The organism is Geodermatophilus sp. SYSU D00815, assembly GCF_054050035.1.
Genome location: NZ_JBJGYO010000013.1, coordinates 108,188 through 121,099, shown reverse-complemented (window position 1 = coordinate 121,099; position 12,912 = coordinate 108,188). Strand labels below are relative to the sequence as shown.

At 78.2% G+C, this 12,912-nt stretch carries 12 protein-coding genes; 7 read left to right on the top strand and 5 right to left on the bottom strand.

Annotation, left to right across the window (positions count from 1 at the left end):
- Positions 1-132: 132 nt before the first annotated feature.
- Positions 133-1,521: an MFS transporter gene (locus ACI78S_RS15805; protein ID WP_456974957.1), complete on the bottom strand. Its 1,389-nt coding sequence runs from the start codon at positions 1,519-1,521 to the stop codon at positions 133-135.
- Positions 1,522-1,668: 147 nt separating this feature from the next.
- Between ACI78S_RS15805 and ACI78S_RS15800 the strand changes: the two genes are divergently transcribed.
- The 4 genes from ACI78S_RS15800 (at position 1,669) to ACI78S_RS15785 (ending at position 4,602) form a co-directional block, all read left to right on the top strand.
- On the top strand, positions 1,669-2,460 hold the full coding sequence (locus ACI78S_RS15800) for a hypothetical protein (protein WP_456974955.1): 792 nt from the start codon (positions 1,669-1,671) through the stop codon (positions 2,458-2,460).
- An 89-nt stretch (positions 2,461-2,549) separates the two neighbouring features.
- The gene (locus tag ACI78S_RS15795) at positions 2,550-3,044 is read left to right on the top strand and encodes a SigE family RNA polymerase sigma factor (protein WP_456974953.1); all 495 of its coding nucleotides are present in this window, start codon (positions 2,550-2,552) and stop codon (positions 3,042-3,044) included.
- Positions 3,041-4,450: a hypothetical protein gene (locus tag ACI78S_RS15790; RefSeq protein WP_456974951.1), complete on the top strand. Its 1,410-nt coding sequence runs from the start codon at positions 3,041-3,043 to the stop codon at positions 4,448-4,450. Before ACI78S_RS15795 ends, ACI78S_RS15790 begins: the two co-directional genes overlap by 4 nt.
- Positions 4,447-4,602 carry a hypothetical protein gene (locus tag ACI78S_RS15785; RefSeq protein ID WP_456974949.1) on the top strand — a complete coding sequence of 52 codons (156 nt, stop codon included), beginning with the start codon at positions 4,447-4,449 and terminating at the stop codon, positions 4,600-4,602. The genes ACI78S_RS15790 and ACI78S_RS15785 overlap by 4 nt, the downstream gene beginning before the upstream one ends.
- On the opposite strand, the gene ACI78S_RS15780 is transcribed toward ACI78S_RS15785, so the two are convergent.
- Entirely contained in the window at positions 4,584-5,372 is a 789-nt protein-coding gene (locus ACI78S_RS15780; RefSeq protein WP_456974947.1) for an AraC family transcriptional regulator, read from the bottom strand. The two genes, ACI78S_RS15785 and ACI78S_RS15780, sit on opposite strands and share 19 nt — an antisense overlap.
- 50 nt (positions 5,373-5,422) lie before the next feature.
- Between ACI78S_RS15780 and ACI78S_RS15775 the strand changes: the two genes are divergently transcribed.
- A complete protein-coding gene (locus tag ACI78S_RS15775; protein WP_456974945.1) occupies positions 5,423-5,842 on the top strand; it encodes a DUF2000 family protein in 420 nt (139 codons plus the stop codon).
- Here the strand turns inward: ACI78S_RS15775 and ACI78S_RS15770 are convergent.
- A complete protein-coding gene (locus ACI78S_RS15770) occupies positions 5,817-7,409 on the bottom strand; it encodes an FAD-dependent oxidoreductase (protein ID WP_456974943.1) in 1,593 nt (530 codons plus the stop codon). The genes ACI78S_RS15775 and ACI78S_RS15770 overlap by 26 nt on opposite strands.
- Before the next feature lie 66 nt (positions 7,410-7,475).
- Here ACI78S_RS15770 and ACI78S_RS15765 point away from each other — a divergent pair, with 66 nt between their 5' ends.
- Complete coding sequence (locus tag ACI78S_RS15765) at positions 7,476-8,060, top strand: helix-turn-helix domain-containing protein (RefSeq protein ID WP_456974941.1); 585 nt, start codon at positions 7,476-7,478, stop codon at positions 8,058-8,060.
- A 122-nt stretch (positions 8,061-8,182) separates the two neighbouring features.
- Here ACI78S_RS15765 and ACI78S_RS15760 read toward each other — a convergent pair whose 3' ends face one another.
- Positions 8,183-9,181 carry an iron-siderophore ABC transporter substrate-binding protein gene (locus tag ACI78S_RS15760; RefSeq protein ID WP_456974939.1) on the bottom strand — a complete coding sequence of 333 codons (999 nt, stop codon included), beginning with the start codon at positions 9,179-9,181 and terminating at the stop codon, positions 8,183-8,185.
- A gap of 164 nt (positions 9,182-9,345) precedes the next feature.
- On the opposite strand from ACI78S_RS15760, the gene ACI78S_RS15755 reads away from it, so the two are divergent.
- Positions 9,346-10,134 (top strand): SDR family NAD(P)-dependent oxidoreductase, encoded by a 789-nt coding sequence (locus tag ACI78S_RS15755; RefSeq protein WP_456974937.1) that lies wholly within the window; start codon positions 9,346-9,348, stop codon positions 10,132-10,134.
- Positions 10,135-10,160: 26 nt separating this feature from the next.
- Here ACI78S_RS15755 and ACI78S_RS15750 read toward each other — a convergent pair whose 3' ends face one another.
- Positions 10,161-12,815, bottom strand: a complete 2,655-nt coding sequence (locus ACI78S_RS15750) for a CHAT domain-containing protein (protein ID WP_456974935.1) — start codon at positions 12,813-12,815, stop codon at positions 10,161-10,163.
- Between the last annotated feature and the right edge of the window lie 97 nt (positions 12,816-12,912).

Genomic DNA, 12,912 nt, shown 5'->3' with positions numbered 1-12,912 from the left:
CCCCCCCCCCCCGCCCCCCCCGCCGCGGAGGCCGACGCCCCCCCACACCCCCCCCCCCCCCCCCCCCCCCCCCGCCCCCCCCCCCCCCGCCCCCCCCCCCCCCCCCCCCCCCCCGCCGATGTCGCGCAGGCTTCAGCCGCGGTGAGCCGCCCGCGGGCGCAGGTGGACGGCCCAGGTGACGACGACGCAGGCGGCGTAGAAGGCGATGAACCCGAGGTAGGCGGCGTCCCCGCTGCCGGTGGTCAGGAACGACTGCCGCAACGCCAGGTTCACCAGCACCCCGCCGAAGGCCCCGACCGCGCCGGCGACGCCGACGAGCGCGCCCGACGGGCGCGGCGCCCGGCCACCGGCGGCCTCCGGGTCGCCGCCCCCGTCCACCGCCTGCCGGGCCGGCGAGCGGAGGACCGCCGGGACCATCGCCCAGGTCGAGCCGTTGCCGATCCCGCTGAGCACGAACAGCAGCAGGAACCCGACGACGAACAGCGCCGGCGACCCCACCCGGCCGGCGATGAGCACGACCGCGGCGCCCGCGGCCATGGCGGCGAAGGTGAGCAGGGTGGTGCGCGCGCCGCCGAAGCGGGCGGCCAGCGCGCCGCCCAGCGGGTGGACCAGCGACCCCAGCAGCGGGCCGAGCCAGGTCAGCGAGGCCGCCGCGAGCGGCGTGGCGACGTCGTCGGCGAACTGGTTCTGCAGCACCTGGCCGAACGCGAACCCGAAGCCGACGGACGAGCCCAGCGTGCCGATGCACAGGAACGACACGACGTAGGTGTGCGGCTCGCGCACCGCCTGCCGCAGCGCCGGCGGACGGTCGCGCGCCGGGACCAGGTCGTCCATGAGCAGGGCCGCGCCGGCCGCCACGACGACGATCAGCGGGATGTAGACCCACAGCACCACCCGCGGGTGCTCCGCACCGGCGGTGGCCAGCACGAGCAGGCCGACCAGCTGGACGGCGGGGACGCCGAGGCCGCCGCCGACGGCGCCCAGGCCCAGCGCCCGGCTCTCCAGCCGGTCGGGGGAGAAGGCGTCGATGGTCGCCAGCGAACCGGCGAAGGTGCCGCCGCCGACACCGGCCAGGCAGGAGACCAGCAGCAGCGTGCCGTGGTCGACCCCCGGCTCCAGCACGAGCGCCGTCGCCACGGTGGGCACCAGCAGGAGCGCGGCGCTGACCACCGTCCAGGTGCGGCCGCCGAACCTGGCGACGGCGGAGGTCCAGGGCAGCAGCACGAACGCGCCGAGCGCCGTCGGCAGCGTGGTGAGCAGGAACTTCCCGGCCGGGTCGATGCCGTAGACGCTCTCCGGCAGGAAGAGGACCAGCACCGACCACAGGCCCCAGATCGAGAAGCCGACGTGCCCGGAGAGGACCGAGAGCACGAGGTTGCGGCGGGCCACCCGCCTGCCGGTCGCCGCCCAGAAGCCCGGGTCCTCCGGGCGCCAGTCCTCGATCCGGCGGGACCGGGCCGGCCCGCTCGGCAGCGGCAGGGTCGTGAGCGACGGCGGCGGGGTGCGCGCGGGAGCGGCCACGGGGTCACGGTGCCGAGCGCCCGTTCCGGTCCGGTTGCCGCGAGGTGGACGCCGTGTTCCGTTCCGCTCACCGCGGCTGCCCCGGTGTGGTGAGGCCCGCGGCCGCCGCCGTGCGCGGGGCCGGGGACGGCGGGGAAGATCACCGTCGTGAGCCTCCCCGCCGACGAGCCGGCCCCCGGCCGCGCCCTGATCGAGGCCGGCGGTCCGGTCGCCGGCTCCATGACCGCCGCGGCCGCGACCCTCGTCTTCGGCGGCGGCACCGGCGCGGTGCGCCTCGACCCGCGCCTGGCGGCCTGCCTGCGCACCGCCGCCGACGAGGCGGCCGCCGTCCCCGTGCTCCGCGAGCGGGTGCGCGCCGGCGCCGCGCTGGCGTTCGCCGTCGAGCACGCCGTGACGCTGGCCCGGACGGGCCGCGAGCTGCACGACGGCTTCTTCGCCGGCCGCAGCGGGGGGCGCGCCGCCGCCGCGGAGGTGCTGGAGAGCGCCGTCGGCGCCGCCCGGCGCTCGGCCGACGAGCGGCGGGTGCGGCACCTGGGCTACCTGGTGGCCGAGGTGGCCTTCTCGGCCGACCTCGACGCCGAGCTCGTCGCCCGCGGCCTGACCCTGGCCGACCGGCTGAGCTGGCGGCAGCTGGCCCTGCTCGCCGGCGTGGGCCGCCGCGACCGGCAGCCGCTGCCCATGGCGCCGCTGGAGGACGAGCCCCGGGCCTGGACCGCGTGGGGCGCGCGCGAGGACGTCGCCGAGCTCCAGCGGACGCGGCTGGTCGACCCGCCCGTGGAGCCGGCCCGCCCCGGGGCGGCCGCCCGGCCCCGGCTGCGGGCGGCCGACCTGCGGCTGACCCGCCGCGGCGTGCTGGTGCACCGGCTGCTGGCGCTGGACTTCGTCCGCGACGACGCCGTCGCCGCCGCGCTCGCCGACCTGGGGCTGCCGCGCAGCTGAGCCGGCCGTGACCGGATCGTGATCCGGCCGGTGTGGGTGCGGGAGCCCGCCCACCGCGTGTAGGGAGCAGGACCTGGGAGGGGGACTGCGTGCGCGGTGAGGACAGCCGGACCTTCGCGGACTTCGTGTCGCGGGAGCAGCCGGCCCTGCTGCGGCTCGCCGTCCTCCTCGCCGGGGATCGCGGACACGCGGAGGACCTCGTGCAGACGGCGTTGCTCAAGACCTACCGGCACTGGCCGCGCATCTCGGCGGCCGGCTCGCCGGCGGCCTACGTGCGGCGGGTGCTCGTCACCAGCCACACCAGCTGGCGGCGCCGGCTGATGACCACCGAGCAGGTGGTCGATGTCCTGCCCGACCGGGCCGCGCCGGCGCCGGCCGACCCCGACGAGGACCTCCGCGCGGCGCTGCGCGCCCTGCCCCCGCGCATGCGCACCGCGGTGGTCCTCCGCTACTACGCCGACCTCTCCGAGGAGCAGGCGGCCGAGGCGATGGGCTGCTCCCCCAGCACGGTCAACACCCAGACGGCCCGCGGCCTGGCGCGGCTGCGCGCGCTGCTGTCGGCGGCGCCGGAGGGGATCCGATGACCGACCCCGGGCAGCTCGCCGAGCGGCTGCAGCGGCTGGCCGAGCGGACCGCGCCGACGCCGCGGGAGGACCTGGCGGAGCGGATCGCGGTCCGCCACCGCGCGCAGCGGCGCCAGCGGCTGGGGACCGGCCTGGTGGCGGCGGTCGTCGCCGCCGTCGTCGTCGCCGTCCCGCAGCTGCTCGACCGCTCGCCGTCGGCGACGCCGGCCCCGGCGGCCCCGGCCGCGCCGACGGAGGACCCGCCGGCCGTCGACGTCCTGGGCCTGCCCACCCGCGGCTCCCTGGCGCAGGACGCCGCGTTCGTCGACGGCGTCCGGCAGCTGTCCTGGGCGGAGTCCGACGACCCGGACGCGCCCACCGTGGCGGACCCGCCCGTGGAGACCCGGCACGTGGTGTTCGCCGGCGACGTCCCCGGCGCCCGCTGGGCCCTGGTCACCGGGCAGGCCGAGGCGGGGCTGGCCGCCGCCTGGTTCGCCGGGCCGGCCGCCGCGGCACCCGAGCAGCTGCGGCTGGTCAGCGTGCTGTTCTCCGGGGGCGGGCCGAGCACGACGCTGGCCCTCTCCGACGCCGCCACGGGGGCGCTGGTGGTCGTGGCCGCGCCGGGCGACGAGGTGGAGGTCTCGCCGCGGCCGGAGGTCGCCGCCGACGGCACGATCGGCCGCACGTGGCAGCGCGTCGAGGCGCCCGACGGCGTGGCCGCGCTGCAGCTGTCCCCGGCCACGTTCGTGCAGGACGAGGCGCTGCGCTACCGGGTCACCCGCGACGGCACGCACGTGGTCACGATGCTGCCGGCCGGCTACCGCCGCTTCGCCGGCGGCTACGACCCGCCCGACCCGTCGGTCACCTGGCTGCGCGCACCGGCCACGGCCCTGGCCCCGGACGACGTCGTGGCGTCGACGGCCTCCGACGTCCTCGTGCGGGCCGGCCTGTCGCCGGACGAGGCCCCGTTCACGGGGCTGGCGGCGCTCGACGTCCCGGCGCCCGGCGGCCGGCCGACCGGCGTGCACCTGCTCACCGCCACCCTGCCCTCGGGGGCGACCTACACCGAGGCCCGGCTGGCCCGGCAGGTGGACGGCCGCGTCAACGGCGGCCCGTGGTGCGGCAGCGAGCTGCGGCCCGCCGGGCGGCCGGTCGCCGAGCAGACCTTCGCCGTCGTCTGCGACGTCGCCGACGTCGAGGTGACCGACGAGACGGTGCGCAGCCTGGTCGTCGTCGCGCCGGAGGCGGCGCAGCGGGCCGAGGCCCTGGACGCCGACGGTCGGGTGCTGGCCGGCTTCCCCGTGGTCGACGGCGCGGCGGTGGTCGACGCCCCCGAGGGGGTCGCCGCCGTCCGCGCCCTGTCCGCCGACGGCGCCGTGCTCGGCGAGGCGCCGCTCATGGGCTCGGTCGACTGGGACGCCGGGTGACCGGCGAGCCGGCGTCGGTGGTGGCGGCGCGGCAGCTGGCCGAGGAGGCGCGCGCCCGTGCCACGGTCCTGCGCCGGCGGGCGGCCCGGCGCCGGGCGCTGCCCCCGCTGCCCACCCGCCCGGCCGAGGCCGCTCACGGCGAGCGGGCGTAGGCGGCGGGGGTGGTCGCCAGCATCCGGCGGAAGTGCCGGGTGAGGTGCGCCTGGTCGTAGAAGCCGACCGCCGGCGCCACCTGGGCGGCCGGCATGCCGTCGAGCAGCAGCCGGCGGGCCCGCTCGACCCGCCGGCCGGTGAGGTAGCGGTGCGGCGGCAGCCCGTGCCGGCGGGTGAAGGCGCGGACCGCGTGCGTCGGCGAGACGCCGAGCGCGGCCGCCGCCGCGGCGAGGTCGAGGCCCTCGGTCAGCCGGGCGTCGACGAGCTCGCGCAGCCGGTCGGCGACGCCGTCGTCCCGCACCCGGGGCGGCGGGACGACGGCCCGGTCGAGGTGCCGGCCGAGCCGCTCGAGGACGAAGGCCAGCCGGCTCTGCGCCTCCAGCCGGTCGCCGTCGCGGCGCAGCGCCCCGTGCAGCGCGGACACGCGGGCCCGCAGCACGCCGTCGTCGAACGCCGGGGAGTCGACCGACCGGCCGATGCGCCCCTCCCCGAGCGTCGCCGGCTCCAGGTAGAGCACCCGCTTGCGGAAGCCGCCGGGGAACTGCGAGCGGCCGTCGTGCGGCACGCCCGGGGGCAGCAGCGTCACCTCGGCCCGGGAGGCGCCGTGGGCGTGCCGGTCGAGGTCGTAGCGGACGGCGCCGTCGTCGACGAGCAGCAGCGTCCAGGCGTCGTGGGTGTGCGCCGGGTAGACGTGGTCGGTGAACCGGGCGTGGAGGACCTCGGTCAGGCCGGGCACGTCCGGCCGCCAGGCCACGACCTCGGCCGCCACGTCAGGAACGTACAAGACCGGCCGCCTCCCGCGGCCCGACGCTGGCGGGCATGGCGACCCCGCCCTGGCCCACCAAGATCGCCGTCGTCCTGCGGGGCGGCCTGCTGCCGTGGCAGGAGCTCAACGTCACCGCCTTCCTCGCCGGCGCGCTCGCCGCGGCGGTGCCGGAGCTGATCGGCAAGCCCTACCTCGACGCCGACGGCGCCGCGTACCTGCCGACGTTCCGCCAGCCGGTGGTCGTGCTGGCGGCGGACGGCGACGTGCTGCGGAAGGCGCGGACGCGGGCGCTCGACCGCGGGCTGCCGCTGGCGCTGTTCACCGCCGACCTGTTCGCCACCGGCGGCGACGACGACAACCGCGCCGCCGTCGCCGCCGTGGCGGGCGCCGACCTCGACCTCGTGGGCCTCGCCCTGCACGGGCCGAGGAACGCCGTCGACAAGGTGGTCAAGGGCGCGTCGATGCACCCGTGACGCGCCGCCGGGCGCGCAGCACCGCGTCGGCGACGTGGTGCAGGTCCCCCTCGTGGCCGCGCGCGGCGCGGGGCCGGCGCTCGGCGACCTGCACCTCCCACTCGGCCGGGTCCAGCAGCGCCGCCAGGTCCTCCGCCGAGGCGAAGTACTCCGGCCGGGCGTGCCGCGGCAGGCCGCCGGCCAGCTCGCTGGGGTCGTGGTTGACGACGAGGAGGGTGCCGCCGGGGGCGACCGCGGCGGCCAGCCCGGCGACGACCTTCTCGCGGACGTCGGCGGGCGGGTGCAGGAACGCGCTGGTCACCAGGTCGTAGGCGCCGGCCGGCGGCGGTTCCTCGGCCAGGTCGGACTGCCGCCACTCGACCCGGTCGGACAGCCCGCGCTCGGCGGCGGCGCGCGCACCGCGCTCCAGGGCGACCTCCGACAGGTCGAGGGCGGTCACCTGCCAGCCGCGCTCGGCCAGCCACAGCGCGTCCCCGCCCTCCCCGGCGCCGGCGTCGAGCGCCCGGCCCGGCGGCAGGTCGGACACCTCGGCGACCAGCGCGTCGTTGGCCCGCCCGCTCCACAGCCCGGGCGCCGAGCGGTAGCGCTCCTCCCACCAGGCGCGGTCGTGCACCTCGGTGGCGTGCCGGTGCTCCTCGACCGCCCGGCGGGTGTCCTCCTCCACCAGGTCGCCGGTGATGTGCGCGCCGGCCGTCAGCCCGGCCGCGGCGGCCACGACGACCTGCGCGGTCGGGTCGGCGACGTTGCCGGCGACCCACACGCCGGGGACGGCGGTGGCGCCGGTCGGCCCGGCGGGGACGGCGCTGGCGAACGGGACCCCGTCGCGCAGCCGCTCCTCGGCCGCGAGCCCGAGCCCGGCCAGCAGCTCGGCGCGCGCGGTGAACCGCGGCGACACCACGACGGCCTCGCGGTCGACCACGGTGCCGTCGGCCAGGCGGACGCCGGTCAGCCGGTCGCCGTCCGCCACCAGCGCGGCCACCGGCGTCTCCACGACCACGACGCCGCGGGCGGCCAGCTGCTCGCGCTCGTCGCCGGTGGGCTCGGGGGCGGTGTGCCGGAACAGCACGACGTCGGCGCTCCACTGCCGCCACAGCAGGGCCTGGTGCACCGCGAAGGGGTTGGTGCCGAGGACGCCGATCGGCCGGTCGCGCACCTCCGCGCCGTGGCAGAACGGGCAGTGCAGCACGCCGCTGCCCCACTGCTCGGCGACCCCGGGGACGTCGGGGAGCTCGTCGACCAGGCCGGTGGTGACCAGCAGCCGGCGGGCGCGGACCTCGCCGTCGCCGAGGGTGACCAGGAAGCCGTCGCCGTCCCGACGGGCGCCGGTGACCACCCCGTCGACGACCTCGCCGCCGTAGGAGGCGACCTCGCCCCGCCCGATGGCGTACAGCTCGGCGGGCGGCGTGCCCTCCCGGCCGAGGTAGTTGTGCACGTGCCCGGCGGGTGCGTTGCGCGGCTGCCCCGCGTCCACCACCAGGACCGACCGGCCGGCCCGGGCCAGCGCCAGCGCTCCGGAGAGCCCGGCGGCCCCGCCGCCGACCACCACCACGTCGTATGCGTTCTCCATGCCGACGACGGTGCACCTCCGGCCGCCGACTTGACAAACTTCATTGCCGGGATGGCAAATGGAGGCGTGGACGAGGACGTGCTGTCGGCGGTGGGGCCGCGGCTGCGGGCGCTGCGCCGGGAGGCCGGCGCGACGCTGGCCGACCTGTCGGCGGCGACCGGCATCTCGGTGAGCACGCTGTCGCGGCTGGAGTCCGGCGACCGGCGGCCCACCCTGGAGCTGCTGCTGCCGCTGGCCCGGGCGCACCAGGTGCCGCTCGACGAGCTGGTCGGCGCGCCGCCCACCGGCGATCCGCGGGTGCACCTGCGCCCGCGCGCCAGCCACCACGGCACGACCGTCGTCCCGCTCACCCGGCGGCCGGGCGGCATCCAGGCGTTCAAGATGGTCTACCCGCCGCGGACGCCGCCCGCCGGCACCGAGCTCGAGCTCAAGGTGCACGAGGGCTACGACTGGCTGTACGTGCTCTCCGGCCGGATGCGGGTGGTGCTGGGCGAGCACGACGTCGTCCTGGCGCCGGGCGAGGTGGCCGAGTTCGACACCCGCACCCCGCACTGGATCGACAACCCGTTCGACGAGCCGGCCGAGGTGCTCGGCCTGTTCGGCCCGCAGGGCGAGCGCCTGCACGTGCGCGCCGCCCCGCGCGGCCGCTGAGCGGCTGAGCGCCACCGCCCCGGCGTCGACGCGCCCTCGACGTCGATCATCGGGCTCTTGCCGCCGACACGCGGCGACTCGCCGGGGCGGGCGGCAACGACCCGGTGATCGACCCGCAGGGGTCAGGGGGTGCCGAGGGCGGCGGCCAGCTTCGGCACGAAGTTCTCCAGCAGGTAGGGCAGGCTCAGCGCGCTGGAGAACTGCAGGGCGTCGTAGTCGGAGCCCTCGATGAACACCGACCGGCCCTCCGCGACGGCGGGGATCGCGGCGAGCACCGGGTCGGACTCGATGCCGGCGCGCTCCTCCGGCGCGCCCGACTGCCAGACGATCACGTCGGCGTCGAGCAGGTCCGCCTGCTCGCGGCTGACCGTCCCGAAGAACTGGTCACCGGCGATCTCGTCCAGCTCCGCCGAGACGGTCATGCCGAGGTCGACGAAGAAGCGGGTGCGGGTGTCGTCGGAGGCGTGGAACGGGTACTCGCCCTCGAACGCCGGGCCCGACAGGGTGAGGCTCGCGCCCTCCAGCTGCGGGTGCGCGGCGCGGGCCTCGTCGAAGAGCGCCTCCACCTCGCCGATCAGCTCCTCGGCCCGCTCCTCCTGGCCGAGCGCCTGCCCGGTGATCCGGGTCTGCTCCTGCCAGGGCGTGCCGAAGGCGACGTGGTCGGCCGGCTGCACCACCGTCGGCGCGATGCCGGACAGCGTGTCGTACTCGTCCTCGGTGAGCCCGGCGGTCACGGCCATGATCAGGTCGGGCTCGGCCGCCGCGACCGCCTCGAAGTCGACCTCGGCCCGCGGCATGACCACCGGCTCGGCGTCGCCGGCGGCCTCGTCGGCCCACGGGAAGAACACGTCGTCCTCGGGCCCGAAGGCGTAGCGCACCGCGACCGGCACGACCCCGAAGGCGAGGATCGCGTCCTGCTCGGTGTAGCCCAGGGAGACGACCCGCTCCGGCTCCGCGGGGATCTCCGTCTCGCCGTAGGCGTGCTCGATCGTCACCGGGAAGGCGCCACCGGAGCCCTCCTCCGGCGCGGCGTCGGACGACCCGCCGGACCCCGAGCCGCAACCGGCGAGGACGACGAGCAGGGCGAGGGCCGGGACCAGGCGGCGGCGCGCGACGATCATGCGCGTACTTCTACCTTAGGTAAGCCTTACCTTGCCAGCCCCTCCGGCTCGGACGTCGACGACGACCTCCCCGACCCCGCCGACCAGGAGCCCCACCGTCGCGTCGTCGAGGTCCACGCCGGCGGCCTGAATCGGACCGGCGGACCCCGGGTAGGGGCCCGCGCATGACTTCGACGAGCAAGCCCCTGGCACTGGTGACCGGTGCCTCCAGCGGGATCGGCCTGGAACTGGCGCGCCAGTTCGGGCAGAACGGCTTCGACCTGGTGATCGCCGCCGAGGACGCGGGGCTCTCCGCCGCCGCGGCCGAGCTGCGGCAGACCGGCGCGCAGGTGCAGACCGTGCAGGTGGACCTGCGGACCCCGGAGGGCGTGACCCAGCTCTACGCCGCCGCGACCGCCGACGGGCGGTTCCTCGACGCCGTCGCGCTCAACGCCGGCGTCGGCCGCGGGGGCGCGTTCATCGACACCCCGCTCGCCGACGAGCAGGACATCATCGACCTGAACATCACCTCGACGGTGCACCTGGCCAAGCTGGTGCTCAAGGACATGGCCGGCCGCGACGAGGGCAAGGTGCTGATCACCTCGTCGATCGCCTCGACCATGCCGGGCTCGTTCCAGGCGGTCTACAACGCCTCGAAGTCGTTCCTGCAGTCCTTCGCCGAGGCGGTGCAGGAGGAGCTCAAGGACACCGGCGTCACGATCACCTCGCTGATGCCGGGCCCGACCGAGACGAACTTCTTCCACCGCGCCGAGATGGACGACACCCCCGTCGGGCAGTCGAAGAAGGACGACCCGGCGCAGGTGGCCGCCCAGGGCTTCGCCGCCCTCATGGACGGCAAGAACAAGGTGGTCGGCGGCTCGCTGAAGACCAAGGCGCAGAAGGCGGTGGGTGACGTCGTCCCCGACAAGGTCAAGGCCGTCATGCACCGGCAGATGGCCGAGCCGCAGGACTGAGCGAGGGCCTCCCTGCGGGGAGGTCGTCAGAGGCCCGAGCCGAGGCAGACGAAGCTCGCCGCCGCGGCCGCCGAGACGTCGTCGGCGACCGCGGCGCGGGTGCGCACGAGGGCCTCCGCGGCGGGCCGGCCGGCGGCGAGGTGCCCGTGGAGGATCCGCATGACCTCCCCGGTCTCCTCGTCGGGCACCGGCAGCACCGGGGCGACGAGCTGCGCGGTGCCCGCGCCGAGGAACACCGCCCCCAGGCCCAGCAGCTCGCCGCCGCCGCACTCCACCGAGCGGGCGCTGTCGCACGCGGCGAGCACGACGGTGTGCGGGGCGCGGTCCAGCCGCTCGACGTCGTAGGCGAGCAGCGGCCCGTCGGCGAGCAGGACGTCGGAGAGCAGCGGGTTGTGCGCGGCCAGCCGGCCGTGCGCCGCCAGGTGCACCAGTGACGCGCCCTCCATCTCCTTGAGCACCCGCTGCACCGTCGCCTCCGGCGGCAGCAGCGGGTCGGCGCCGCGCAGCGCGGCCACGTCCCGCACCTCGGCCACCGCGCCCGGCAGCGACGGGCCGGCCGCGACGACGACCGGGGCCGCGGGGTCCACCGGCCGGCCGCGGGCGGCGTGCCAGAGGGTCGCCGACGGGGCGACCGCGACCGGACGCCCCGCGCACGAGGGCAGCACGGCCCACGGCAGGCACTGCAGGGCGCCGGTCGGGACGACGACCAGCGGGCGGTCGCCCAGCTCCGCGAGCCCGCCCAGCAGCAGCCCGTCGAGCCGGGCCGCGGCGGCGCCGAGCAGCGCGGTGGCAGCGGCCCGACCCGCGGGATCGCCGTCGCGGCGCACCAGCCGCCGCAGCGCGTGCAGCACGCGGTCGACCAGCCCGTCGACGTCGGCGACCGGGCCGAGCCGGTGCACCCGGGTGCGGGTGCCGACGACGGTCACCGCCGACAGCTCGCCGTCCAGGGCGGAGAACTCCACGAGCGCCGCCCCGTCCAGCCGCTCGGCGAGGTCGGCGACCGCGACCGGTGCGGGCAGCGGTCCGGCGCCGCCGCCCTCGACGCGCCGGGCCGCGTCGCGCACGCGCTCCTCGAGCGCCGCCTGGTGCGCCACCAGCCCGGCCACCTCCGCGCCGCCTCCGGTCCCGCCGGTGTGCAGCTCGTTGATCCGCAGCACGGTCGCCCGCAGCTCGGCCAGTGCCTGCGCCACCTCCGGGTCCTCGGGCGGGCGGACCGGCCGCTGCTGCAGCAGGTCGGTGGCCTTGCCGCGCTCGGCCCACTCGAGCACCTGGCGGGGGCTGCCGCCGTCGCGCGCGGCCTCCAGGGCGAGGCGCAGGCCCAGCTCGACCAGCTCGCCGCGGTGCGCGGCGGCGTGCGCGCGCACGTCGGTGGCGCCCAGCGCCGCCCGGTGCTCGTCGAGGATCCGCAGCCCCGCGCGCAGCGCTGCGCACGCCGCCGCCCGGCGGCCCCCGTCGGCCCGCAGCCGGGCCTCGGCGTACCAGGCCCGGGCGCGCAGGGTCGCCGGGCCGCTGCGCCGGCCGGCGGCGGCCGCGCGCAGGTGGCGCGCGGCGTCGCGGGCCCGGCCGCGGTCGCGCAGCAGCGCGGCGGCGAGCAGCCGGGCGTCCATCGCGGCCGACGGCCAGCGCACGCCGGCGAGCGTGGCCGCCGCGTCCTCGGCGGTGCGCACCCCGGCCGCGGGGACGTCCCCGGCCAGCCGTTGCGCCCGCAGCACGCCGAGGCGGGCCAGCGCGGCCCACTCCGGGCGGTGCTGGCGGGTGAACTCCGCGACGGCCCGGCGGGCGTGCCGCAGGGCGCCGGCGGCGTCCCCCTCCAGCAACGCCGCCTGGGCGAGCACCAGCCGCACCTGGGGCAGCTTGATGCTGCGGCGCTCGCGCTCGTACTCGGCGACCGACCGCTCGGCGGTCTCCCGGGCCTCGGCGACCAGCCGCACCGACAGCAGGAGCTCGCTGCGGTCCTTGAGCAGCTCGCCGAGCTGGGCGCCGTGGGCGCGGATGCGCTCCTCGGCGCGGGCCGAGAACCCCAGCGCCGCCGGCACGTCGCCGCGCAGCCCGAGGACGAAGGCGAGGTTGGCCTGCGCGAACCCGACCGACAGCGGCAGCTCGAGGCGGTCGGCGAGCTCCTCGGCGCGGCGCAGGTCCTCCTCGGCGCCGGCGAACTCGTACCGGTAGGCCCGGGCCAGCCCGCGGTTCCACACCACCCGGTAGCTCCACAGCAGGTCGCCGGCCTCCTGCAGCGCGGGCAGCGCCGCCTCGTAGTCGCGCAGCGCGTCGGCGTGCCGGCCGAGGTCGAGGAGGATCGCGCCGCGCTGGGCCCGCGCCCGCGCCGCGGCCGCCCCGGACAGCTCGCTCAGCGCCCGGTCGATCTCGTCGAGCGCCTGCCGCGGGCGTCCGCGCTCCACCAGCGCGTACGCCAGCGACACCCGGGCCTCGCCGGCGCACTCCGCCGCCCCGGCGCCCAGCGCCACGGCGACCGCGCGCCGCAGGTGCACCAGCGCCCGGTCGAGGTCGCCGCCGTGGCGCAGGGCCAGGCCCCAGGCCCGCTCGGCCACGGCCCGGGCCACGCCGTCGCCGGCCCGGGCCGCCGTCCGGGCCACCGCACGGGCCCGGTCGACGGCCTCGGCGGGCGCGGCCTCGGCCAGGCGCAGCGCCTCGCGCGCGAGCTGCAACGTCGGGCCGTCCACGACGCCCCACCCTGCCCGACGGCGGGCGCTTGTCAACGATCCGCCCGGCACACGAATCTGGGCGGCGCTCCCGCCCTCCTCCCTCCCGGGACCCCTG